General features: G+C 62.5%; 19 protein-coding genes, 1 tRNA gene and 1 pseudogene. 8 read left to right on the top strand and 13 right to left on the bottom strand.

Annotated elements, in window-relative coordinates; genetic code table 11:
- Positions 1–23: 23 nt before the first annotated feature.
- Positions 24–98: transfer RNA gene (locus tag RLDS_RS38925), tRNA-Val, on the bottom strand.
- A 129-nt stretch (positions 99–227) separates the two neighbouring features.
- Positions 228–416 carry a hypothetical protein gene (locus RLDS_RS38920; RefSeq protein WP_021225834.1) on the bottom strand — a complete coding sequence of 63 codons (189 nt, stop codon included), beginning with the start codon at positions 414–416 and terminating at the stop codon, positions 228–230.
- A gap of 175 nt (positions 417–591) precedes the next feature.
- Here RLDS_RS38920 and hslV point away from each other — a divergent pair, with 175 nt between their 5' ends.
- Entirely contained in the window at positions 592–1,161 is a 570-nt protein-coding gene (gene hslV, locus RLDS_RS38915; protein WP_040603765.1) for an ATP-dependent protease subunit HslV, read from the top strand.
- A gap of 24 nt (positions 1,162–1,185) precedes the next feature.
- On the top strand, positions 1,186–2,487 hold the full coding sequence (hslU, locus tag RLDS_RS38910) for an ATP-dependent protease ATPase subunit HslU (protein WP_021225832.1): 1,302 nt from the start codon (positions 1,186–1,188) through the stop codon (positions 2,485–2,487).
- Between the two features lie 69 nt (positions 2,488–2,556).
- Here the strand turns inward: hslU and proS are convergent, their stop codons facing one another.
- Positions 2,557–4,083 carry a proline--tRNA ligase gene (gene proS / locus RLDS_RS38905; protein ID WP_031297997.1) on the bottom strand — a complete coding sequence of 509 codons (1,527 nt, stop codon included), beginning with the start codon at positions 4,081–4,083 and terminating at the stop codon, positions 2,557–2,559.
- An 86-nt stretch (positions 4,084–4,169) separates the two neighbouring features.
- Positions 4,170–4,754, bottom strand: a complete 585-nt coding sequence (phaR, locus tag RLDS_RS38900) for a polyhydroxyalkanoate synthesis repressor PhaR (protein ID WP_021225830.1) — start codon at positions 4,752–4,754, stop codon at positions 4,170–4,172.
- On the opposite strand from phaR, the gene RLDS_RS38895 reads away from it, so the two are divergent.
- Positions 4,753–5,841: an alpha/beta hydrolase gene (locus RLDS_RS38895; RefSeq protein WP_236616842.1), complete on the top strand. Its 1,089-nt coding sequence runs from the start codon at positions 4,753–4,755 to the stop codon at positions 5,839–5,841. The two genes, phaR and RLDS_RS38895, sit on opposite strands and share 2 nt — an antisense overlap.
- Before the next feature lie 49 nt (positions 5,842–5,890).
- Complete coding sequence (locus tag RLDS_RS38890) at positions 5,891–7,063, top strand: acetyl-CoA C-acetyltransferase (protein WP_021225828.1); 1,173 nt, start codon at positions 5,891–5,893, stop codon at positions 7,061–7,063.
- 53 nt (positions 7,064–7,116) lie between these two features.
- Here RLDS_RS38890 and RLDS_RS55245 read toward each other — a convergent pair whose 3' ends face one another.
- The 8 genes and pseudogenes from RLDS_RS55245 to RLDS_RS38855 form a co-directional block, all read right to left on the bottom strand.
- Entirely contained in the window at positions 7,117–7,263 is a 147-nt protein-coding gene (locus tag RLDS_RS55245) for a DUF2256 domain-containing protein (protein ID WP_084514756.1), read from the bottom strand.
- The gene (gene alr, locus RLDS_RS38885) at positions 7,263–8,309 is read right to left on the bottom strand and encodes an alanine racemase (protein WP_021225826.1); all 1,047 of its coding nucleotides are present in this window, start codon (positions 8,307–8,309) and stop codon (positions 7,263–7,265) included. The genes RLDS_RS55245 and alr overlap by 1 nt, the downstream gene beginning before the upstream one ends.
- A gap of 103 nt (positions 8,310–8,412) precedes the next feature.
- Positions 8,413–10,429 (bottom strand): annotated as a pseudogene (locus tag RLDS_RS38880) (ATP-binding protein).
- Between the two features lie 356 nt (positions 10,430–10,785).
- Positions 10,786–11,790, bottom strand: a complete 1,005-nt coding sequence (gene bioB, locus RLDS_RS38875; protein WP_021225825.1) for a biotin synthase BioB — start codon at positions 11,788–11,790, stop codon at positions 10,786–10,788.
- Between the two features lie 97 nt (positions 11,791–11,887).
- Positions 11,888–14,041 carry a methylmalonyl-CoA mutase gene (scpA, locus tag RLDS_RS38870; protein WP_021225824.1) on the bottom strand — a complete coding sequence of 718 codons (2,154 nt, stop codon included), beginning with the start codon at positions 14,039–14,041 and terminating at the stop codon, positions 11,888–11,890.
- Positions 14,042–14,186: 145 nt separating this feature from the next.
- Positions 14,187–14,630 (bottom strand): methylmalonyl-CoA epimerase, encoded by a 444-nt coding sequence (mce, locus tag RLDS_RS38865; protein WP_021225823.1) that lies wholly within the window; start codon positions 14,628–14,630, stop codon positions 14,187–14,189.
- Positions 14,627–15,817, bottom strand: coding sequence for an acetyl-CoA C-acyltransferase family protein (locus tag RLDS_RS38860; protein WP_031297991.1), 1,191 nt, complete (start codon positions 15,815–15,817; stop codon positions 14,627–14,629). Before RLDS_RS38860 ends, mce begins: the two co-directional genes overlap by 4 nt.
- Positions 15,818–15,846: 29 nt before the next feature.
- Positions 15,847–17,379 carry an acyl-CoA carboxylase subunit beta gene (locus tag RLDS_RS38855; protein WP_031297989.1) on the bottom strand — a complete coding sequence of 511 codons (1,533 nt, stop codon included), beginning with the start codon at positions 17,377–17,379 and terminating at the stop codon, positions 15,847–15,849.
- Positions 17,380–17,502: 123 nt separating this feature from the next.
- On the opposite strand from RLDS_RS38855, the gene RLDS_RS38850 reads away from it, so the two are divergent.
- Positions 17,503–18,918, top strand: a complete 1,416-nt coding sequence (locus RLDS_RS38850) for a helix-turn-helix domain-containing protein (RefSeq protein ID WP_031297986.1) — start codon at positions 17,503–17,505, stop codon at positions 18,916–18,918.
- Positions 18,919–18,927: 9 nt separating this feature from the next.
- Here the strand turns inward: RLDS_RS38850 and RLDS_RS0128035 are convergent, their stop codons facing one another.
- A complete protein-coding gene (locus RLDS_RS0128035; protein ID WP_084514755.1) occupies positions 18,928–19,383 on the bottom strand; it encodes a DUF983 domain-containing protein in 456 nt (151 codons plus the stop codon).
- A gap of 118 nt (positions 19,384–19,501) precedes the next feature.
- On the opposite strand from RLDS_RS0128035, the gene ychF reads away from it, so the two are divergent.
- The 3 genes from ychF (at position 19,502) to RLDS_RS38830 (ending at position 22,538) form a co-directional block, all read left to right on the top strand.
- The gene (ychF, locus tag RLDS_RS38840; RefSeq protein ID WP_021225818.1) at positions 19,502–20,602 is read left to right on the top strand and encodes a redox-regulated ATPase YchF; all 1,101 of its coding nucleotides are present in this window, start codon (positions 19,502–19,504) and stop codon (positions 20,600–20,602) included.
- Between the two features lie 93 nt (positions 20,603–20,695).
- Positions 20,696–21,190, top strand: coding sequence for a DNA-deoxyinosine glycosylase (locus RLDS_RS38835; RefSeq protein ID WP_021225817.1), 495 nt, complete (start codon positions 20,696–20,698; stop codon positions 21,188–21,190).
- Between the two features lie 82 nt (positions 21,191–21,272).
- Complete coding sequence (locus RLDS_RS38830) at positions 21,273–22,538, top strand: alkaline phosphatase family protein (protein WP_021225816.1); 1,266 nt, start codon at positions 21,273–21,275, stop codon at positions 22,536–22,538.
- Positions 22,539–22,548: the final 10 nt, after the last annotated feature.

Raw genomic sequence — 22,548 nt, 5'->3', positions numbered from 1 at the left:
CCAACCATCACCGCGAAGGATGATGGTGGGCGCGACAGGGATTGAACCTGTGACCCCACCCGTGTGAAGGGTGTGCTCTACCGCTGAGCTACGCGCCCCCTGTAAGGAGGAGGCGGCCTTTGGCATTGGCGACGTAGCCTGTCAACCGCTTCGCGCGGATCGGACGCAAAATGCTTTACCCGATCCTGGATTATCCTCATTCTCGGACAACACAACGATGTACAGGCCTATTGCAGGTTGCGATTGATGGCGGCCAAGTGGCGGGTCAATTTGACGCCGTCGCAATCCGCCTCACCACAGTCACACACATCAATCGTGTAGCGCACGCCACACATGACAAGCACGTCTTCGTCAAAGCTGTAATTGGATATCCCCGCCCGCTCGACCTTTTCCATGGCCCTGGCCTTGAGAGTCATCCCAGTCGCTCCTGTCGAAACCAATAACTAATCATTCGTTGTGCGCTGCACAATGTCAATTGACCCACATTGGTTCCGGCACAGCTTTGAAATATATCTGTCGTATTAATGACACAGGTGACGGTGGGAATGCCGTCTCTTGCGCGCCTCCGCCCGGCGTCCCATATCGCGCGGCATGACCGATCAACCTCGCGCATCCTCCATGCCCGTTTGGCATGGCACCACCATCATGTCCGTCCGAAAAAATGGCAAGGTCATCGTAGCCGGTGACGGCCAGGTGTCCATGGGCCAGACTGTGATGAAGCCCAACGCCCGAAAGGTCCGCCGCCTCCATGATGGCAGCGTGATTGGCGGCTTTGCCGGCGCGACCGCCGATGCTTTCACGCTGTTCGAACGGCTGGAAGCAAAGCTGGAACGCCATAATGGTCAGCTCATGCGCGCCGCCGTGGAACTGGCCAAGGATTGGCGCACCGACAAATATCTGCGCAACCTGGAGGCGATGATGATCGTCGCCGACAAGGACGTGACGCTGATCCTGACCGGTAACGGCGACGTTCTTGAGCCGCTGAACGGCGTCGCAGCGATCGGGTCGGGCGGCAACTTCGCGCTCGCCGCGGCCCGGGCGCTTATGGACTATGAGCAGGACGCTGAAACCCTGGCGCGCAAGGCGATGGCCGTGGCCGCCGACATTTGCGTCTACACCAATGACCAATTGACGATCGAAACGCTCGACAGCGTTGCCTGACCCACAGTTACCCAAGAAGAGATCATGAACGACAATCTTACGCCCAAAGCCATCGTCGCTGCGTTGGACGCGCATATCATCGGACAGCAGGATGCAAAGCGCGCCGTCGCGGTCGCGCTACGCAACCGCTGGCGCCGGCAGCATCTGTCCGCCGATCTGCGCGACGAGGTGACGCCCAAGAACATCCTGATGATCGGCCCGACGGGGTGCGGCAAGACGGAGATCAGCCGCCGCCTCGCCAAGCTGGCCGACGCGCCATTCGTGAAGGTGGAAGCGACCAAATTCACCGAAGTGGGCTATGTCGGTCGGGACGTCGAGCAGATCGTCCGCGATCTGGTCGAGGAAGCGGTACGGCTGGAAAAGGATCGTCGCCGCGAAGCTGTGCGCGAAGCCGCGTCAGAGGCCGCCATGGCGCGTCTGCTCGATGCGCTCACCGGCAAGGAAGCGAGTGAGGCCACGCGCCTGTCATTCCGTCAGAAGATCGAGAATGACCAGATGAACGATGTCGAGGTGGAGGTCGACGTCGCCGACAGCCCCTCCCTGCCGATGGAGATACCCGGGATGGGCGGTCAGGTCGGCATGATCAACCTGTCCGACATGATGTCCAAGGCATTTGGCCAGACCCAGAAAAAACGGCGCAAGATGCGCGTCGCCGATGCCTGGGACAAGCTCGTCGAGGAAGAGCAGGACAAGCGGCTGGACCAGGATGACGTCGCGCGCGTCGCCATCACCAGCGCGGAACAAAATGGCATCGTGTTCCTCGATGAAATCGACAAGATCGCGGTCAGCGATGTGCGTGGCGGTTCGGTAAGCCGCGAAGGCGTACAGCGCGACCTGCTGCCACTGATCGAGGGGACGACCGTGGCTACCAAATATGGCCCGCTCAAGACCGATCATATCCTCTTCATCGCGTCCGGCGCGTTCCATGTCGCCAAACCCAGTGATCTGTTGCCCGAATTGCAGGGCCGCCTGCCGATCCGTGTCGAGTTAAAGGCGCTCACCGAAGAGGATTTCGTGGCGATCCTGTCTGACACCAAGGCAAGCCTGGTCGCGCAATATCGCGCGCTCCTGGCAACCGAGGAGGTGACGATCGACCTGACACCCGAGGGCATTCGCGCCGTTGCCAAGATCGCCGCCGAGGTCAATAGCGAGGTCGAGAATATCGGCGCCCGCCGCCTTCAGACGGTGATGGAAAAGCTGCTGGAAGATGTCAGCTTCGATGCGGAGGACAGGCGCGGCGAAACCCTCGTGATCGACGGCGCCTATGTTGAAAAGCAACTGAGCGCCGTGGCGCGGGACACGGACCTCAGCAAATACGTACTCTGAACCGCTCGCCGCGAGCAAAGTGGAGATGATTTCCCTTTTTGCTCGCGGCAAGCGACCTATGAGTAAAAGTCAGTAGCTACGGCCAACCAGCACCCGCTCGACCGCTGCGCCACCGGTGAAGATGCAGCCACCGTCCGCCGGCGCCGCATCGCTTGGCACGTTGCGCAAAGTCAGCTTTTCGCCCTTGAGCCATTGCACGACTTTTTCCAGGTCCGCCCCCGTGGGCTTGGCCCATTGCACCAGCGCCCACCCTGGCTTTTTGCTCGCCCCGAAATAGGCTTTCAGCGCATCCAGATCGGTGATTGAATCATCGATCGCGCCATTCAGCCTTGCCTTTGCATCGGCGAACAGGGCGGCTTGAACCTCTTCCAGCATCGCAACCGCGTTTTCGACCAGATCATCCTTCGCGACAATCTGGCTGTCGAGCTTGCCATCCGCCCGATACAGCCGGTCGCGGCGAATGACCGATACATTGCCGCCCGCCACATCGCGGCTCCCCACTTCAATGACAATCGGGGCGCCCTTCTTGACCCAGCCCCAGCGTTTCGTCGCGGCCTTGGCCGGACGTTTGTCAAGCAATGCGCGCACCGGCTCGCGGAATGCGTCCAGCTGGTTCAGTCGATGAACCAGATCCGCACAATATTCGACGATCGCCGCATCCTCGTCCGTATCGCGCAGCATCGGCACGAGGACGATCTGATAGGGCGCGACGCGCGGCGGCACGCGCAGACCATCGTCATCGCCATGCGTCATGATGAGGCCGCCGATCATCCGCGTCGACACGCCCCAGCTGGTCGTTTGCGCTAGTTCTTGCTGCCCTTCGGCATTCTGGAATTTGATATTCTGCGCCTGGCTGAAGGTCGTGCCCAGAAAATGCGAGGTGCCGGCCTGCAGCGCCTTGCCATCCTGCATCATCGCCTCGATCGAATAGGTGGCGACGGCACCGGGAAAGCGCTCATTTTCCGGCTTCTCACCCGCGACCACGGGCATTGCCACGCAATCCTCGGCAAAGACGCGATAGACTTCCAGCATCTTGAGCGTTTCGTCCATCGCCTCGTCAACCGTGGCGTGCGCGGTATGCCCTTCCTGCCACAGAAATTCGGCAGTGCGCAGGAACATGCGGGTGCGCATCTCCCACCGCACGACATTGGCCCATTGGTTGATGAGCACGGGAAGATCGCGCCAGCTTTGTACCCAGCGGCTGAACGCCGCGCCGATCACCGTCTCCGATGTCGGACGCACGACCAGCGGCTCCTCCAGCTTCGCTTCGGGATCGGGGACCAGCTTGCCGTCCTGCTGAATCAGCCGGTGATGAGTGACGACCGCCATTTCCTTGGCGAAGCCGTCGACATGCTCGGCTTCCTTTTCAAAATAGGACAGCGGGATGAATAGCGGGAAATAGCAATTTTCGTGGCCGGTCGCCTTGATCTGCTCATCCAGCAGCTTTTGCATCCTCTCCCAGATGCCATAGCCCCAGGGACGGATCACCATGCAGCCGCGCACGCCGCTTTCCTCCGCCATGTCGGCTTCGGCGATGACGGTCTGATACCAGGCGGCGAAATCCTGTTCGCGGGTGACGGAAAGAGCGTGCTTCACAGAGGGCTGACCTTGGCTGATCGATTGAGGAAGATGGCGCGCCATAGGCCAGACGCGCCATCCCTGTCGACCCTTTGCCGAAGCGGTCAGCTCAGCTTGTCGATCTTGGCGTTAAGCGCGGCCAATTGCGCCTTGAGTTCGGCGATCTCGTCATCCTTGGCGCCTTCCGATGCGCTGGCCGCTGCCGGTTGTGCGCCGGGCATGCCTGGCATTCCCGGCACGCCGTTACCAAAGGCGCTGGCGGCCGCTTCGAACATCTGCATGTTGCGCTTGGCGATCTCGGCGAGCGGGCCGCCGCCGAACGCACCCTTCATCGCTTCCTGAAACTGCTGCTGATTCTTGCGGAATGCGTCCATCGACGCTTCGAGATATTGCGGCACCATGGATTGCATCGAATCGCCGTACATGGCGATTAGCTGGCGCAGGAAGTTGACAGGCAGCATATTCTTGCCACGCTGTTCCTCTTCCATGATGATCTGCGTCAGCACATTATGCGTGATGTCCTCGCCGGTCTTGGCATCGACGACGACAAATTCCCGCCCCTCCCGCGTCATTTGCGACAGCAGGTCCAGGGTGATGTAACTGGATGTTTCGGTGTTATAGAGCCGCCTATTGGCGTACTTCTTGATGACGACCGGTTCCGAACTGTTGGCGGCCTTTGATTTGGACATGGATACCTCTCCCACACCTGCAGATGCCGCAATAGCACAGGGCGTTGCCGCACCGCAACATGGCCCCCGGCCTTTGCCCCTTTTTCTCAATATTTTATGGCGCGAAACGGAGGGCGATCCAAACCTGCGCAAGCGCGCGCTTGCGGGACTGCGCAAATATCAGGTCGCTCATCGTGCGCCACCACATGAGGCGGGGCGCTGTATCGCCAAGGCCGGTCCGGCCCGGTTGCTGCAATATGGCGCGGGAAAGCACGGCGTTCCGGTCGTTTTCATTCCCTCGCTCATCAATCCGCCCCGCGTGCTCGATCTGTCGGAGCGTCGGTCCTTGCTGCGCCACATGGCCGCAGCAGGGCATGACGCCTATCTGGTTGACTGGGGCGCGCCGGGCGCTGCGGATGCGACGCTTGGCCTGGACCGGCATGTGACGGAAAGACTGCTGCCGCTGCTCGCCGCCCTTCCCTGCCCGCCCATCCTTGTCGGCTATTGCCTGGGCGGCAGTCTGGCGCTGGGGGCGGCGGCGCTCATCCCCGCGACGGCCGTTGCGACCATAGCCGCCCCTTGGCGCTTCAGTCGTTTTCCTGCCGCCGATCTGGATTTGATCGCCGGGCTGTGGCGTGGCGCGAAGCCGATGTGCCAGCGGATCGGCTATGTTCCCATGGAAGTGCTGCAATCCGGTTTCTGGGCGATGGACCCTGCGCGCACCATCCGCAAATTCGCCGCCTTCGCCGACGCCGAACCGGGATCGGACGCCGAACAGGCATTTCTGGCGGTCGAGGATTGGGCGAATGAAGGTGCGCCGCTGACTTATGCGGCGGGCCGCGACCTTTTTGAATCCTTTTACGCCGCGGACACGCCTGGCCGGGGGCAGTGGCGCATCGAAAACAGGGTGGTTGCCCCCGAAGACCTCGCCTGCCCTACCTTGTCGATCCGCTCGACCACCGACCGCATCGTTCCCGCGGCCGCCAGCCCGAACCTGCGTGACGTGCGCAACTTGTCCCTTGGCCATGTCGGCATGGTCGTGGGTGGGCGCGCGCGCGACCTGTTATGGGTACCTTTGTCCCATTGGCTTTCCAGTCATAGCGGCTGATGCTATTGCGCCTGCGAAAACCCATCCACCATCGAAGAGGATAGAGGCCTTGTCAGACATCGTCATCACCGCCGCGAAACGCACCCCTGTGGGCAGTTTCCTTGGCGCCTTCAGCACCACGCCGGCGCATGTCCTGGGCCAGACCGCGATCCAGGCCGCGCTGGAGCAGGCGGGGGTTTCTGCCGACGAAGTGGATGAGGTGATCCTGGGCCATGTGCTGACCGCGGGCCTGGGCCAGAACCCCGCCCGGCAGGCAGCGGTCGCCGCCGGCATCCCGGTGGATCGCACCGCCTTTGCGATCAATCAGGTGTGCGGGTCGGGCCTTCGCGCAGTAGCGCTCGCAGCACAGGCGATCGCGCTCGGCGACGCGCGCATCATGGTTGCAGGTGGGCAGGAAAATATGTCGCTCGCGCCGCATGCCCAGTTCTTGCGCGCCGGCCAGAAAATGGGCAATGTCAGCCTGGTCGATACGATGATCGTCGACGGCCTGACCGACGCCTTCAACGCCTATCATATGGGCATCACCGCCGAAAATCTGGCTGAAAAATATCAGATCAGCCGGGAAGCGCAGGACGCATTCGCCGTTGCCAGCCAGAACAAGGCTTCGGCGGCGCGATCTTCCGGTCGCTTCAAGGATGAAATTGCGCCGGTAACGGTGAAGGGGCGCAAGGGCGACACCATCGTCGACACAGACGAATATATCCGCGACGGCGCGACGGTGGAGGCGATGAGTGGGCTTAAGCCCGCTTTCAAGAAGGACGGTACCGTCACGGCTGGCAATGCCAGCGGGCTGAACGATGGCGCCGCCGCGCTGGTGCTGATGACGGCCGATGAAGCCGCAAAGCGCGGCGCGACGATCCTGGGTCGTATCGCGGGCTTTGGCACGTGCGGCGTTGACCCGTCGATCATGGGCATCGGCCCGGCTCCCGCGAGCCGCAAGGCCTTGGCCAAGGCGGGCTGGTCGGTTGCCGATCTTGACCTGATCGAAGCCAATGAGGCCTTCGCCGCGCAGGCCCTGTCGGTCAGCCAGGAACTGGGATTCGACCCTGAAAAGGTCAATGTGAATGGCGGGGCGATCGCGATCGGCCATCCCATTGGCGCATCGGGCGCGCGCGTGCTGACGACCCTGCTCTACGAAATGGGCAAGCGCGATGCCAAGAAGGGATTGGCTACGCTGTGCATCGGCGGCGGCATGGGCGTTGCCATGTGCATCGAACGCTGATCCCCCGTTGCATGATCGGAAAAAGGCTGCCGGTCGATAGCCGGCGGCCTTCTTCATGTCGGTTTCGACCGTCGGCAGCGTTCCGAACAATAGATGACCTGATCCCAATCGCGCGCCCATTTCTTGCGCCAGGCGAAGGGCCGCTGACACACCGGGCATGTCTTGGTCGGCAGATCGGCCTTGGCTATGCCCCGCGTCATCAGGCCCACGACCGATCATAACGCGCGCCAAGCCCTGTCAGCAGTTCATATTGCGACAGGCCCGATGCGGCCGACGCCCGGCGCAGGTCATAGTCTATGTCGACCCAGTCCCCTTCGGCCAGATCCGCCCTGGCGCTGACATCGATCGCCACCAGGTCCATCGATACCCGGCCAAGAACTGGCAGGCGCGCACCCCCTGCGCTCGCCTCGCCCGTCCCCGAAAAGCCCCGCAGATACCCATCCGCATAGCCAAGGTTCAAGATGGCGATCTCATGATCGCGCGTCGCCGTGAATGTCGCATTATATCCGATGCTGTCGCCCGCGATCAGGCGACGCCGCTGCAATATCTGCGCCTGTGGCTGGACGACCTGGCGAATATGCCCGACCGCTTTGACATGAGGCACGCCGCCATACAACGCTATGCCCGGCCGTGTCAGGTCGAAGTGATAGTCTGCGCCACGGCAAATGCCCGCACTGTTCGCCAGGCTGTGGCGCTCCCCGGGCACGCGACGGGCAATGTCGGCGAAGCGGTCCAGCTGCACCCTATTGAGCGCCACCTCTTCATCGGCTGAGGCGAGATGGCTCATGACCGTTTCAACAGTCAGCCCATTGAGAACAGCCAGAGTCTCGCTCCGCCAGTCTAGTCCCAGCCGGTTCATGCCGGTATCGATCATGACATCGCACGGCTTACCGCCCGCATCGCGCCATCGCGCAATCTGGGCGGGCGTCGACAAAACCGGCTTGGCGCGCGACTCGGTAGCGATCGCCATATCCTCGCCCCGCACGCCATGCAGAACGGACAGGCGAACGCCATCCGTCAACAATGGCTCAAGCGCCTGCGCCTCCCCCCAATTGGACACGAAAAAATCGCGGCACCCTGCGCGGATCAGGCGCTGCATGACGGCCTCCGCGCCAAGACCATAGCCATTGGCCTTGATCGCAGCGCCGCAGGCCGCAGAGCCGCTCATTTGTGCAAGCCACCGCCAGTTGGACACCAGCGCCTCGCCATCCAGGCGCAGCCGAAGCGGAGCGATATAGCCGTGCATCGGGACGCGGATAGCGAGCCGCGCCTCCGTCGTCGAGGGGGAAGGCAAAGCGTTCTTTGTCATCGCAGAGGGCTTGTTCGGCAAGCCCTCTGCGGAACCCCTCCTATTCCAGTTCCAGGATCACGGCGTCTACGGGAAGGCTCTCTCCCTGTGCAGCCGACACGCTCTTGACCGTCCCGGCCTTGCCCGCGCGTAGAATATTCTCCATTTTCATGGCTTCGATCACGGCAAGCGGCTGGCCAACCTCGACCTTGTCGCCTTCCTTGACATTGAGCGCGACCAGCAGGCCAGGCATCGGGCAGATGAGATATTTGGACAGGTCTGGTGCGACCTTTTCCAGCATGTGCGCAGCATAGGGCGCAGCATGGGCGGGCAGTATGCGCAGGCGGTGGCTCGCGCCATGGGCGGTCAGGACAAAGCCCGACCGTGCCGCCGCGATCCGCACAGTCAGTATGTCATCGCCAAATTCCGCCTCGATCAGCCGATCGCCGGGCGTATATTCTAGCGCCATATCGACGCTCTCGCCGTCCACGGTGACGTCATCGCCATCAATCACGACATCATGCAGCGCGTCGCCGATCTTCACCTGCCAGCCAGTGGGCGGAGACAGCCGCTTGCCCAACTGTCCTTCGATCCGACGTGCGCGATCGGCCTGCGCCATCGCGGCAAATGCGCCGATGGCTGACAGCCGCTTCAGCAGTTCCGGTGACGCGGGCGCGCCCTTGAACCCTTCGGGATATTCCTCGGCGATGAAGCCGGTGGTGATGTTGCCGGAACGGAACCGATCATGCTGCATCAGCGCGGACAGGAAATCGATATTATGCCCCGGTCCTTCGATCTCGAACCGATCAAGCGCCTCGATCTGCTTGTCGATAGCTTCGAGGCGCGTGGGCGCCCATGTCACCAGCTTAGCGATCATCGGGTCGTAGAACATGGAAACTTCGCCACCCTCGGCCACGCCATCGTCCACGCGGACCTTCGCGCCGGTTTCGTCCGTGCCTTCCTCAGGGGGATTGTAGCGGACAAGGCGGCCGGTTGAGGGCAGGAAGCCGCGATAGGGGTCCTCGGCATAAACGCGGTTCTCGACCGCCCAGCCGTTGAGCTTCACCTCATCCTGGGTGAAGGCCAGCTTTTCGCCATTGGCGACGCGGATCATCTGCTCGACCAGATCGACGCCGGTGATTTCTTCGGTGACGCAATGCTCCACTTGAAGCCGGGTGTTCATTTCCAGGAAGTAGAAGCTATCGCCGGTCTTGTCCGCGCCCGACACGATCAGTTCGACCGTGCCCGCGCTGAAATAGCCGACCGCGCGGGCGAGCGCGACGCACTGCTCGCCCATCTTGCGGCGCATTTCGGGGCTGACGAAGGGCGACGGCGCTTCCTCGACCACCTTCTGGTGGCGGCGCTGGATCGAACATTCGCGCTCGTTCAGATAGACGATGTTGCCATGCTGGTCGCCCAGCACCTGGATTTCGATATGGCGCGGGCTTTCGATGAACTTCTCGATGAACACGCGGTCGTCGCCGAAGGAGGCCAGCCCCTCGCGCTTGGTCGCCTCGAAGCCCTCGCGGACATCCTGCTCGCTATAGGCGAGACGCATCCCCTTGCCGCCGCCGCCGGCCGACGCCTTCATCATCACCGGATAGCCGAATCACCGGATAGCCGATCTCGTTGGAGATACGGACGGCGTGGTCGGTGTCCTCGATCTCCCCCACGAAGCCGGGGACGACATTGACGCCCGCTTGCTTGGCGAGCTTCTTGGACTCGATCTTGTCGCCCATCGCGGCGATGGCATTGGCGGGGGGGCCGATGAAGATAATGCCCTCTGCGTCGAGCGCTTTGCGGAAGGATTCGCGCTCGGACAGGAAGCCGTAGCCCGGATGGACCGCGTCCGCGCCGGTCTGCTTGCACGCCGCGATGATCTTGTCCGCGATCAAATAGGATTGGGCGGCGGGCGACGGGCCGATATGCACGGCTTCATCGGCCATCAGCACATGCGGCGCGCGGGCATCGGCATCGGAATAGACCGCGACGGTCTTGATGCCCATCTTCTTGGCCGTGCGCATGACACGACACGCAATTTCGCCACGGTTCGCGATCAGGATCTTGGTGATTGGCATATCGTTCTAATCCTTGCCCTTATTCTTTAACCGGCGAATTACGAAGACGTACCCCACCGCTCCTAAACATAACCCACCCCAGAGGATGGGCCTTGAGGCCTCCCAACAGGCGTCATCCCCATAACTTCTGCAATGGAACATGACGGAGATCAGCCCCAAAATTGTCAGTGCACACCACCAGTAGGCTAACGTCACGATCGCGTAGCCGAGCGGTGTGACACCCTTCATTTCAAAACTTCGACATCTTGATGCTTGTCATGCCGGACTTGATCCGGCATCCCGCTTCTTGCCTGGCAGCGCCGAAGAAGAAGCGGGACCCCGGATTAAATCCGGGGTGACGAAGCTGGGCGCGAATGTCACTCCGCCGCCTCCAGCTCTACCTTCACCTCCGCCTGCATCGGCACGACGCCAAGCTTCGCGAACAGTGCCGCGTCCTTGTCGTCGCCCGCGTTGGCGGTGGTCAGCAGCTTGTCGCCGGTGAAGATGCTGTTCGCACCCGCCATGAAGCAGAGCGCCTGGCACGCCTCGCTCATGCTCTCGCGCCCGGCTGACAGACGCACCATGCTCTGCGGCATCACGATCCGCGCGACCGCGACCGTGCGCACGAACTCGATCTCGTCGATCTTGGCGAGCGGCGTGTCGGCCAGCATATTGCCCAGCACCGTGCCCTTGACCGGGACCAGCGCGTTGATCGGCACGCTTTCGGGATGGCGCGGCAGCACGGCCAGCGCGTGCAGAAAGCCGACGCGATCCTCGCGCGTCTCACCCATGCCCACGATGCCGCCGCTGCACACATTGATGCCGGAATTGCGGACATTTTCCAGCGTCACCAGCCGGTCGTCGAAGGTCCGCGTCGTGATGACCTTCTCATAATGTTCGGGCGAGGTGTCGATATTGTGGTTGTAATAGTCGAGGCCCGCATCGGCCAGCATCTCCGCTTGGCTTTCGCTGAGCATCCCCAGCGTCATGCAGGTTTCCATGCCCATCTGGCGCACGCCCTTGACCATCTCGACGATGGCGGGCATGTCGCGGTCCTTGGGGTTGCGCCAGGCCGCACCCATGCAGAAGCGGGAGGAGCCCGCGTCCTTCGCCTGCGCCGCCGCCTGCATCACGGCCTGCACGCTCATCAGCTTTTGCGCCTTCAGGCCGCTTTCGGCATGGGCGGACTGGTTGCAATAGCCGCAATCCTCCGGGCAGCCGCCGGTCTTGATCGACAGCAAGGTGGACAGTTGCACTTCGTTGCGCGGGAAGTTGGCGCGATGGATCGACTGCGCCTCGAACATCAGGTCATTGAACGGCAAGTCGAACAGGGCGGCGATTTCCTCGCGCATCCAGTCGGTGCGAGCGCTGGCAGCGGTCATGCGAAAGCTCCGTTCGTTTCGAGCGAAGTCGAGAAACCATAACCCTGCACTCTACGCTTCTCGACTGCGCTCGAAGCGAACGGATAATAAGTTAGCATTACGCAGCTTCCTCCAGCCCCGCCGGGGGCATATTGTGGCCAAGGAGGCGCAGCACGTCGGCGGCGCACTCCACGACATTGGACCCCGGCCCATAAATGCCCTGGACGCCCGCGTCACGGAGGAAGTCATAATCCTGCGGCGGGATCACCCCGCCCGCGATCACCTTGATGTCGCTGCGGCCCTGCTCGCGCAGCTTCTGGATCAGTTCGGGGATCAGCGTCTTGTGCCCAGCCGCCAGGCTCGACGCGCCGACCACATCGACATTTCTGTCGAGCGCCAGCACGACCGTTTCCTCCGGCGTCTGGAACAGCGGCCCTGACACCACGTCAAAACCCATATCGCCAAAGGCCGATGCGATGATGTTGGCGCCCCGGTCGTGTCCATCCTGGCCCATCTTCGCAACGAGAAGCTTGGGCTTTCGACCGAGGCGCCGTTCGACGGCCTGCACGCCGTCGAGAACCTGTTTCCAGCGACTGTCATCCTTGTAAGGCGCGGCATAGATGCCCTTCACCGGGGTGGGCTGCGTGCCATAACGCTGGAAGCTGTCCTCCATGGCGGAGGAGATTTCACCCAAGGTTGCACGGGCGCGCGCCGCTTCCACTGCATGGGCGAGCAAATTATTCTCGATGCATTGCGGCCCTGCCGCCGCCAGGCGCAACGCCTCAAGCGCCGCCGCACAGGCCGGCTCGTCCCGCTCCGCCTTGACCCGATTGATTCGGGCGATCTGCGCCTCGCGCACCTTCGTATTGTCGACCTCCAGCGTTTCGAGCAGGTCTTCGTTGGCGAGGCGATATTTGTTGACGCCGACGATCACGTCCTCGCCCCGGTCGACCCGCGCCTGACGGGCCGCCGCAGCGGTTTCGATCATCGCCTTGGGCCAGCCGGCCGCGACCGCCTTGGCCATGCCGCCTTCCGATTCCACCCGGTCGATGATCTCCTGCGCGGCGTCGACCAGCTGCTGGGTCAGCGCCTCGACATAATAGCTGCCGCCCAGCGGATCGACGACGTTGCACATCCCGGTTTCTTCCTGGATCACCAACTGGGTATTGCGGGCGATGCGTGCGGAAAAGTCGGTGGGGAGCGCAATCGCCTCGTCCAGCGCGTTGGTGTGCAAGGACTGGGTGCCGCCCAGCATCGCGGCCATCGCCTCGATCGTGGTGCGCATGACATTGTTATAGGGGTCTTGCTCGGTCAGAGAGACGCCCGATGTCTGGCAATGGGTGCGCAGCATCTTGGATCGTTCCTGCTGCGCGCCCAACTGCGTCATCGCCCGATGCCATAGCACGCGCGCGGCGCGCAGCTTGGCGATCTCCATGAAGAAATTCATGCCGATCGCGAAGAAGAAGGACAGCCGCCCGGCAAACTTGTCGATGTCTAGGCCCGACGCCACGCCATATTTCACATATTCGATGCCGTCCGCGATCGTGAAGGCCAGTTCCTGCACCTGCGTCGCGCCCGCTTCCTGCATATGATAGCCGGAAATGGAGATGCTGTTGAACTTGGGCATCTCGCGCGAGGTATAGCCGAAAATGTCGGAGATGATCCGCATCGAAGGTTCGGGCGGATAGATATAGGTGTTGCGGACCATGAACTCCTTGAGGATATCGTTCTGGATGGTCCCATCGAGCAGCGCGCGATCGACGCCCTGCTCCTCGCCCGCGACGATGAAGAAAGCGAGGATGGGGATCACCGCGCCGTTCATGGTCATGCTGACCGACATCTTGTCGAGCGGGATGCCGTCGAACAGGATCTTCATGTCCTCGACGCTGTCAATCGCCACGCCAGCCTTGCCGACGTCGCCGGTCACACGGGGGTGATCGCTGTCATAGCCGCGATGCGTCGCCAGATCGAAAGCGACCGACAACCCTTTTTGCCCGGCCGCCAGATTGCGGCGGTAGAAGGCGTTGGATTCCTCGGCGGTGGAGAAGCCCGCATATTGACGGATGGTCCAGGGACGCCCCGCATACATGGACGCGCGCACGCCGCGCGTGAACGGCGCGAAGCCCGGCAGCCCCGGATCGACCGTCACATCCTCCGCCGTGTAGAGCGGCTTGACCGTGATCCCTTCCGGGGTTTCCCAGGTCAGATCCTTGCCCTTCACCTCCTTGGCGGCAGCGGCGGCCCATTGATCCAGTGTCGGCTTTTCGGTCATTAGCTTCAGCCCAATCCAAACTTGATCCGTTCGCCCTGAGTAGAGGCTGAGCCTGTCGAAGCCTCGTATCGAAGGGTCTTGCCGTCGCTGTCCTTCGATACGCCACTTCGACACGCTAAGTGGCTACTCAGGATGCACGGTGATGTTAATGCCCGGCACCAGCCTTGGGCGTTTCCATGATCTCGGTCAGCACCCCGTTCATATCCTTTGGGTGCACGAAGAAGATCGGCGTGCCATGTGCGCCGATGCGCGGCTCGCCCAGTATCTTCTTCCCCAACCCTTCGAACCAGGCCTTGGCTTCCATGATATCGGCCACTTCATAGCACATATGATGCTGCCCGCCGGCCGGGTTCTTGGCCAGAAACCCATGGATCGGACTGGCCTCGCCCAGGGGTTCGATCAATTCGATCTGCGTTCCCGCCGTGCCATTCTCGCCGGGCGTATCGACGAAGCACACCTTTACCCCCTGCGCCGGCAGATCGAACGGCTCATGCTCAAGCGTCGCGCCCATGACGTCGCGATAATAGGCAAGGCTCGCCTCCAGCGATGGCGTCGCAACCCCGATATGATTGAGCCGCCCCAGCTTCATGCCACCGCCTCGATCACCATCGCGATACCCTGGCCGCCGCCGATGCACATGGTGATCAGCGCGTAGCGCCCGCCGGTGCGTTTTAGTTCATAGGCCGCCTTGATCGTCAGGATCGCGCCCGTCGCGCCAATGGGATGGCCAAGCGAAATGCCCGACCCGTTGGGATTGGTCTTGGCCGGATCAAACCCCAGTTCCTTGGCGACGCCGCAGGCCTGCGCGGCAAAGGCTTCGTTGCTTTCGATCACGTCCATCTGGTCGAGCATCAAACCCGCGCGGGCAAGCGCGACCGGAACCGCTTTCACCGGGCCCAGCCCCATCACGTTGGGCTCGACGCCGGCATGGCCCCAGGCGATGATCCGGGCGAGCGGCTTCAATCCCTTTTCCGCGACGGCCTTGCCGCTGGCCAGCACGACAGCGCCCGCGCCGTCATTGATGCCAGATGCATTGCCCGCCGTCACCGTGCCATCTTTCTTGAACACGGGACGAAGGCCGCTCATTCCCTCAAGCGATGCGTCCGCGCGGACATGCTCGTCGGTGTCAAAGATGGTGACGCCCTTGCGCGTCTTTATTTCGACAGGAATGATCTGCTCTTTGAAATAGCCTGCCGCGATGGCGGCTGCCGCGCGCCTGTGGCTTTCGACCGCCACGCCATCCTGTTCCTCCCGGCTAATCCCGCAGCGTTCGGCGACATTTTCCGCCGTCACGCCCATATGGATATTCTCAAAGGGATCGTGCAGCGCGCCGAGCATGGCGTCGACCATCTCGATATTGCCCATCTTCTGCCCATTGCGAGCAGACAGGACCATATGGGGGGCGTTGGACATGGACTCCGCTCCGCCCGCCACCGCGATGTCATGCTCGCCCAGCACAATCGCCTGCGCAGCCGACACGATCGCCTGAAGCCCCGAACCGCAGAGCCTGTTGACGTTCATCGCCGGTGCGTCGATCGGCACGCCAGCATTGACCGCCGCCACCCGGCTGACATAGGCGTCTTGGGGCTGCGTCGGGACCACGGTGCCGATGACGACATTTTGCACGTCCGCGCCGCTGATACCCGCTCGCTCGATCGCTTCCCTGATAACGATGGTGCCAAGTTCGGCTGGCCGAAATGACGACAGCGACCCGCCGAACGATCCGATAGCCGTGCGGGCGCCCGCGACGATGAAGATATCCTGCCCATCACTCATGAAATTTTCTCCGCTGATGACCATGCCGCTTACAGCGGAATATTGTCATGCTTCTTCCAGGGGTTTTCCAATTGCTTGTTCCGCAGCTTGCGCAGGCCAAGGGCGATGCGCTTGCGGGTCGAATGCGGCTGGATCACCTCGTCGATGAAGCCCTTGCTTGCCGCCACGAACGGGTTGGCGAAGCGCGCCTCATATTCGGCGGTCTTTTCGGCAATCTCTTCCGGCGTCTTCCCGCGAAAGATAATCTCCACCGCGCCCTTTGCCCCCATCACCGCAATCTCCGCTGTGGGCCAAGCATAGTTGAGGTCGCCGCGCAAATGCTTGGAACTCATAACGTCATAAGCGCCACCATAGGCCTTGCGCGTGATGACGGTAATCTTGGGCACTGTCGCTTCGGCATAAGCGAACAGCAGCTTTGCGCCATGCTTGATGATGCCGTTCAGTTCCTGCGCGGTGCCCGGCAGGAAGCCCGGCACGTCCACGAACGTCACGATCGGGATTCCGAAGGCATCGCAGAAACGCACGAAGCGTCCCGCCTTCTTCGACGAATTAATATCCAGCACGCCGGCTAGCACCATCGGCTGGTTGGCGATGATGCCCACGGTCTTCCCTTCGATGCGGCCAAAGCCGCACAGAATGTTGCCCGCATGAGCCGGCTGAATTTCGAAAAACTCCCCTTCGTCCACCACTTTGCGGATCAGTTCATGCATGTCGTAGGGCTGATTGGCGTTGGCCGGGATCAGCGTATCAAGGCTGGGCTCGATCCGGTCCCACGGATCCGCGCTGGGCCGCTCAGGCACCGGGTCGCGGTTGGACGCAGGCAGGAAGTCCACGAAATCGCGCACCGCCAGCAACGCTTCGATATCGTTTTCAAACGCCACGTCAGCAACGCCTGACTTGGTCGTGTGCGTCACCGCCCCACCCAGTTCTTCCTGCGTCACCACTTCGTTCGTGACCGTCTTGACGACGTCGGGGCCGGTCACGAACATGAAGCTGCTGTCCTTCACCATGAAGATGAAGTCGGTCATGGCCGGGGAATAAACCGCGCCGCCCGCGCAAGGCCCCATGATGACGCTGATCTGCGGCACGACGCCCGATGCCAGCACGTTGCGCTGGAAAATCTCTGCATAGCCGCCCAGCGACGCCACGCCTTCCTGGATGCGCGCGCCGCCGCTGTCGTTAAGGCCGATGACGGGCGCGCCGACCTTCATCGCCATGTCCATGATCTTGCAGATTTTCATCGCATGTCGTTCGGACACCGCGCCGCCATAGACGGTGAAATCCTGGCTGAAGACGAAGACGAGGCGGCCGTTGATCGTGCCCGACCCCGTGACGACGCCATCGCCGGGCACATGGGCTTCGTCCATACCGAAATCGACGCAATTATGTTCGACATACATGTCGATCTCTTCGAAGCTGCCCTCATCCATCAGCACTTCGATCCGCTCGCGCGCGGTCAGCTTGCCCTTGGCGTGCTGGGCGTCGATGCGGCGTTGGCCGCCGCCCAGACGCGCGGCGTCGCGCTTGGCTTCCAACTGTTCGATGATGGCGAGCTTCGACATAAAGGGCATCTCTCCAAAAGCGGCTCAGACCGGTTGGCGTCTCTCCTAGCCAGCGCATGCGCCTCTTCGCAAATGCGAATTTGCCAATTTGCAAATCACGACTTTGCAAATTATGGCCGTCAGATGGCACGCGGCAACCGTATCTTCGCAGGTCCTCGCCTGCGCCAGCTCCGCCTGGACCACCGCATGGACCAGGCGACGATGGCGCAGGCGCTGGGCATATCCGTATCCTATCTCAGCCAGCTTGAGAATGACGATAGGCCATTGACGGCAAAGGTGAAGGCCGCGGTGGCCAGCGCCTTCCCCACCGACTGGGCGAGTTTCGACAGCCGGGAGGAGGAGCAATTGCTGGGCGCCTTCACCTACGCGCTGGCCCATCCGGAACTCCCCGGCACGCCGATGGAGCCGGAACGCATCGAAAAGCTGCACCTGCAATTTCCTGAATTCGCCGCGCGCTATGTCGACCTCTACAACGCCCATATGCGCGCCAATGAACGGATCAACATGATCGAGGAAGCAATCGCCAACGATCATGAGGTTCAGGCGCGCCTGCCTTGGGAAGCGGCGCGGGACTGGTTTCATGAGGCGGGAAACTATGTCCATGGGCTCGATTGCCTGGCGGAGGACATGGCGGACAGCTTCACCGCCGGCCAGGTGCTGGACGAGGGGATGCTGGTCGAGGCGCTGGCGCGGCGCCATGGCATCGAAACATTGATCGCCGAAACGCCCGACAGCGCGCTGCGCGCCTATCGCGCCGCCGATCGTCGGCTGTTCATCAATGCCGCGCTGCCGACCGAAAGCCGCAAGTTCATGCTGGCCCACCAATTGATGATGCTGGAGGGCCAGGCGGTGATTGCCGATGTCGTCGAAAAGGCGGCCTTGCCCGTACCGGGTGCTGACCGGTTATTGGCGATCGGCCTTGGCAATTACGCCGCCGGTGCGCTCCTGATGCCATACGCCGCTTTTCGCGAAGCTGCACGGGCGATGCGGCATGATATTGATCGGCTCGCCCGCACCTTCGGCGTCAGTTTCGAACAGGCCTGCCACCGCTTGTCGACGCTGCAACGGCCGGGCCTGCGCGGCATCCCTTTCTTCTTCTGCCGGGTCGACATGGCGGGCAACATCACCAAGCGGCACAGCGCCACGCGCCTGCAATTCGCCCGCTTTGGCGGCGCCTGTCCGCTCTGGAACGTCCATGAGGCTGTGGCCGTCCCCGACCGCATCAACGTGCAGCTGGGCGAGACACCCGATGGCGTTCGCTATGTGTCGATGGCCAAGGGGCTGGTCAAACCATCGGGCAGCTACAAGCGGACGCCGCGACGCTACGCCGTGGTGCTGGGCTGCGAAGTCGCCCATGCCGCCAATTTCGTCTATGCCGATGGCCTCCATTTGCAGGAGGAAGGTGCGGCGACCCCGATCGGCATCACCTGCCGCCTGTGCCCGCGACAAAGCTGCGACCAGCGCGCCTTTCCACCGGCCGACCGGCCGATCCATGTCGATCCCGACAATCGCCAGATCGTGCCCTACTGGATCGGCTGAGGCGCGCGATCAGCCCTGACGTCCATCCTTGTGCAGTTTCGCCCACAGGTCGGCCGTGCCCGCCTCCTGCGCCCGCGTCGTGAACTGAGCGGCGACCAGCCAGCCCTTGATCGGACGCAAAGGCAGGACGGTCGTCAGGATCACCACGGGCAGGCCCACGGCCAGATGCACCCACCATGGCGGCCGGGCCATGATCTCCAGCATCAGGATGAAGATGACGCCGGGCACGCAGGCGAACAGCTGGACGAAAACGGCCGGCCCATCCGCCGGGTCGGCGAAACTATAATCCAGCCCGCACACCTCGCAATGATCGCGGATCGTCAGGAAACCCCGGAAAATATGCCCCTCGCCGCAGCGCGGACAACGGCCGAGGCCGCCAGTTTCCAGCGCCGGCCGTTTCTTCCAGCGTCCGCCATGCGCGTCAGTCCAGAACGCGTCGTCCTGTTCGATGTCCTGCTCTGCCATGTTCCTCTTATCGCGCGCGCCGGCGGCCCTGTCGATGGCGCCATTTGTCCAAGGCTGGCCTTTGCGCGCGCAAGGCGCTATCGGCGCGTCCATCACACCGATCTAATAAGGCAGTCAAATGGGTTTTCGTTGCGGTATCGTCGGTCTTCCCAATGTGGGCAAGTCCACCCTGTTCAATGCGCTGACTGAAACACAGGCGGCGCAGGCGGCGAATTATCCCTTCTGCACCATCGAACCCAATGAAGGCCGCGTCGCGGTGCCCGACGATCGGCTTCAGACCATCGCCAAGATCGGCGGCAGCGCCAAGATCATCGAAACGCAGCTCAGCTTCGTCGATATCGCGGGTCTGGTGCGCGGCGCGTCCAAGGGCGAAGGCCTCGGCAACCAGTTCCTCGCCAATATCCGCGAAGTCGATGCCATCGTGCATGTCCTGCGCTGTTTCGAGGATGACGACATCACCCATGTCGAGGGCAAGGTCGACCCGATCGCCGACGCCGACACGGTCGAAACCGAACTGATGCTCGCCGACCTTGAAAGCCTGGAAAAGCGCGTGCCCAATCTCGCCAAGAAGGCGGCGCAGGGCGATAAGGAGGCGAAAGCCGCAGCTTCGGTGCTGGGCCAGGCGCTCGACCTGCTGCGCGACGGCAAGCCCGCGCGGCTGACGGTGCCGCGCGACCCGGAGGAAGACCGTCTGTTCGCGCAGGCGCAATTGCTGACGTCCAAGCCCGTCCTCTATGTCTGCAATGTCGAGGAAGAAAGCGCGGCCACCGGCAACGCCCACAGCGCCCGCGTGTTCGAAAAGGCAGCGGCCGAAAATGCCAAGGCGGTGATCGTGTCGGCTGCGATCGAAGCAGAACTCGTGACCATGCCGGTCGAAGAACGCGCTGAATATCTCGAAGCGCTCGGCCTCACCGAAGCCGGCCTCGCCCGCATCATTCGCGCAGGATACGAGTTGCTCGGCCTCATCACCTTCTTCACCGTGGGGCCAAAGGAAGCCCGAGCCTGGACTGTGGCCAAGGGGAGCAAGGCGCCCCAGGCCGCCGGCGCGATCCACACCGATTTCGAAAAGGGCTTCATTCGCGCCGAAACCATGGCCTATGCCGATTATGTCCAGTATAATGGCGAAGCCGGGACCAAGGAAGCGGGCAAGTGGCGCTCCGAAGGCAAGGATTATGTCACCCAGGACGGCGACATCATGCTGTTCCGCTTCAATGTTTGAACATTTCCCGTCATGCCAGCGCAGGCTGGCATCTCAGGCGGCTACGCGTCACCGCCTGAGACCCCAGCTTCCGCTGGGGTGACGAGCTAGAAGATGCCGCTGAAATTCGCCTTCCCGCCCAGCGTCGATGCCGCAACCCGCGTGCTGGTCCTGGGCAGCCTGCCGGGCGATGCGTCGATCCGGCAGGGCGAATATTATGCCCATCGCGGTAATGCCTTCTGGCAGCTGATCGGCGACGTTGTCGGCGAAAATTTGCGGGCACAGCCCTATGCCATGCGCCTCAAACGGCTCCGCGCGCATGGCGTCGGCCTGTGGGATGTGATGGAAAGCGCCCAGCGGGACGGCAGTCTCGACAGCAGCATCCGCCAGGCTGATCTGCGCAATCTGGTCGATTTCGTGGACCGCCTTCCCGATCTTCGCGCCATCGCTTTCAATGGGAAGACAGCCGCCCTGCATGGCCGCAGGCAATTGGCGGATCGCCCCGGCGTCGCGCTGCTTGACCTTCCCTCGACCTCGGGCGCCTATGCCAGCCTCTCGCGGGAAGCGAAGCGGAACCAATGGCTCGCCCTTCGCGATCATCTGATCTGACAGGCTGGGACAATCGGTCACTTTACCATCACATCCTTGCTGCTAAGCGCGGCGCATATCTCTTGATAAAAATAGAGTCGCCATGTTTCGTCTGTCCTTCCTTGCTCCTGCCCTCCTTTGCCTCGGCGCCTGCGCCACGGTCCCCTCGCAGCCTGGCGCTACTGTGGCGACAGCGGAACAGCGCGCACCCGTCACCATATTGGTGTCGATCGACGGCTTCCGGTCCGACTATCTTGCGCGGGGGGTCACGCCGCATCTTGCCGCGCTCGCCGCTGACGGCGTCCAGGCGTCCATGCGCCCCTCTTTCCCGACAAAGACCTTCCCCAATCATTGGGCGATCGTGACGGGGGACCGGCCCGATCGCAACGGCATCGTCGCCAACAGCATGGAGGATGCCAGCCGCCCTGACGACAAGTTCACCATGGCGAGCGATGACCCCTATTGGTGGAACGAGGCCGAACCGATCTGGGTGACGGCGGAAAAAGCTGGCGTGCGCACGGCCACGATGTTCTGGCCTGGTTCCAACGTGCCCTGGGGCGGCACAAAGGAACAGGCCTGGCCCTATGCCATCACCGGGGGCACGCGCCCCAGCGACTGGGCGCAGTTCAATCAGGCGATCGACGGGACGCAACGGGTCAACATGGTGCTCGACGTGCTCCGCCGTCCCGCCGATATCCGTCCCAAATTCGTGACGCTCTATTTCGACACCGTCGATACGGCCGGGCATATCTACGGCCCCGATGCGCCTGAAACGACCAGCGCGCTGGCGGAGGTAGACGCGCGCATCGGCGATCTGCTCGACGGCCTGAAGGCGATGGGCCAGCCGGCGAACCTCGTCATCGTGGCGGATCACGGCATGGCGGCCAACTCCAGCGACCGCGTGGTGGCGCTCGACAGGGTCGCCAACCCTGCGGATTATCGGGTTGTCGAAAGCGGGCCGTACGCGACCCTGGCTGCCCTGCCCGGCCATGAAAAGGCCCTTGAGGCCGCGCTATTAAAGCCCCACCCCCATATGCAATGCTGGCGCAAGAGCGAGATTCCGCCTCGCTTCCATTACGGCACCCATCGGCGTATCCCCCCCTATTTCTGTCTTGGGCAAACCGGCTGGGAAGTGCAGGCGACGATGCCCACAAAGCCCAGATCGGGTGGCAGCCATGGCTGGGACAATCAGGCGCCCGAAATGCAGGCGCTGTTCATCGCCAACGGCCCGGCCTTTGTGAAGGGGGCGACTCCCGCTCCTGCCTTCACCAATGTGGATGTCTATCCGCTGCTCGCGCGGCTGATCGGGATTGCGCCCCGTCCGTCCGATGGCGACCCCGCCGCCCTTTCCAGCATCGTCGCGCCATAAAGGACCGATC

Origin of the sequence: Sphingobium lactosutens DS20 (assembly GCF_000445105.1) — a bacterium.
Lineage (GTDB): Bacteria > Pseudomonadota > Alphaproteobacteria > Sphingomonadales > Sphingomonadaceae > Sphingobium > Sphingobium lactosutens.
The sequence above is the reverse complement of the archived record's forward strand: the minus strand, read 5'-3'. Positions and strand labels throughout refer to the sequence as shown.

Bases quoted from the DNA above. Each gene is read 5' to 3' on its own strand.
- RLDS_RS38830 (WP_021225816.1), top strand. From the start codon at position 21,273: ATGTTTCGTCTGTCCTTCCTTGCTCCTGCCCTCCTTTGCCTCGGCGCC.
- bioB (WP_021225825.1), bottom strand. From the start codon at position 11,790: ATGACCGCTGCCAGCGCTCGCACCGACTGGATGCGCGAGGAAATCGCC.
- hslU (WP_021225832.1), top strand. From the start codon at position 1,186: ATGAACGACAATCTTACGCCCAAAGCCATCGTCGCTGCGTTGGACGCG.
- hslV (WP_040603765.1), top strand. From the start codon at position 592: ATGACCGATCAACCTCGCGCATCCTCCATGCCCGTTTGGCATGGCACC.
- RLDS_RS38855 (WP_031297989.1), bottom strand. From the start codon at position 17,379: ATGTCGAAGCTCGCCATCATCGAACAGTTGGAAGCCAAGCGCGACGCC.
- RLDS_RS38835 (WP_021225817.1), top strand. From the start codon at position 20,696: ATGCCGCTGAAATTCGCCTTCCCGCCCAGCGTCGATGCCGCAACCCGC.
- alr (WP_021225826.1), bottom strand. From the start codon at position 8,309: ATGCACGGCTATATCGCTCCGCTTCGGCTGCGCCTGGATGGCGAGGCG.
- mce (WP_021225823.1), bottom strand. From the start codon at position 14,630: ATGAAGCTGGGGCGGCTCAATCATATCGGGGTTGCGACGCCATCGCTG.
- RLDS_RS55245 (WP_084514756.1), bottom strand. From the start codon at position 7,263: ATGACGCGGGGCATAGCCAAGGCCGATCTGCCGACCAAGACATGCCCG.
- RLDS_RS38920 (WP_021225834.1), bottom strand. From the start codon at position 416: ATGACTCTCAAGGCCAGGGCCATGGAAAAGGTCGAGCGGGCGGGGATA.
- ychF (WP_021225818.1), top strand. From the start codon at position 19,502: ATGGGTTTTCGTTGCGGTATCGTCGGTCTTCCCAATGTGGGCAAGTCC.
- RLDS_RS38860 (WP_031297991.1), bottom strand. From the start codon at position 15,817: ATGAGTGATGGGCAGGATATCTTCATCGTCGCGGGCGCCCGCACGGCT.
- RLDS_RS0128035 (WP_084514755.1), bottom strand. From the start codon at position 19,383: ATGGCAGAGCAGGACATCGAACAGGACGACGCGTTCTGGACTGACGCG.
- scpA (WP_021225824.1), bottom strand. From the start codon at position 14,041: ATGACCGAAAAGCCGACACTGGATCAATGGGCCGCCGCTGCCGCCAAG.
- RLDS_RS38895 (WP_236616842.1), top strand. From the start codon at position 4,753: ATGGATACCTCTCCCACACCTGCAGATGCCGCAATAGCACAGGGCGTT.
- phaR (WP_021225830.1), bottom strand. From the start codon at position 4,754: ATGTCCAAATCAAAGGCCGCCAACAGTTCGGAACCGGTCGTCATCAAG.
- RLDS_RS38850 (WP_031297986.1), top strand. From the start codon at position 17,503: ATGGCACGCGGCAACCGTATCTTCGCAGGTCCTCGCCTGCGCCAGCTC.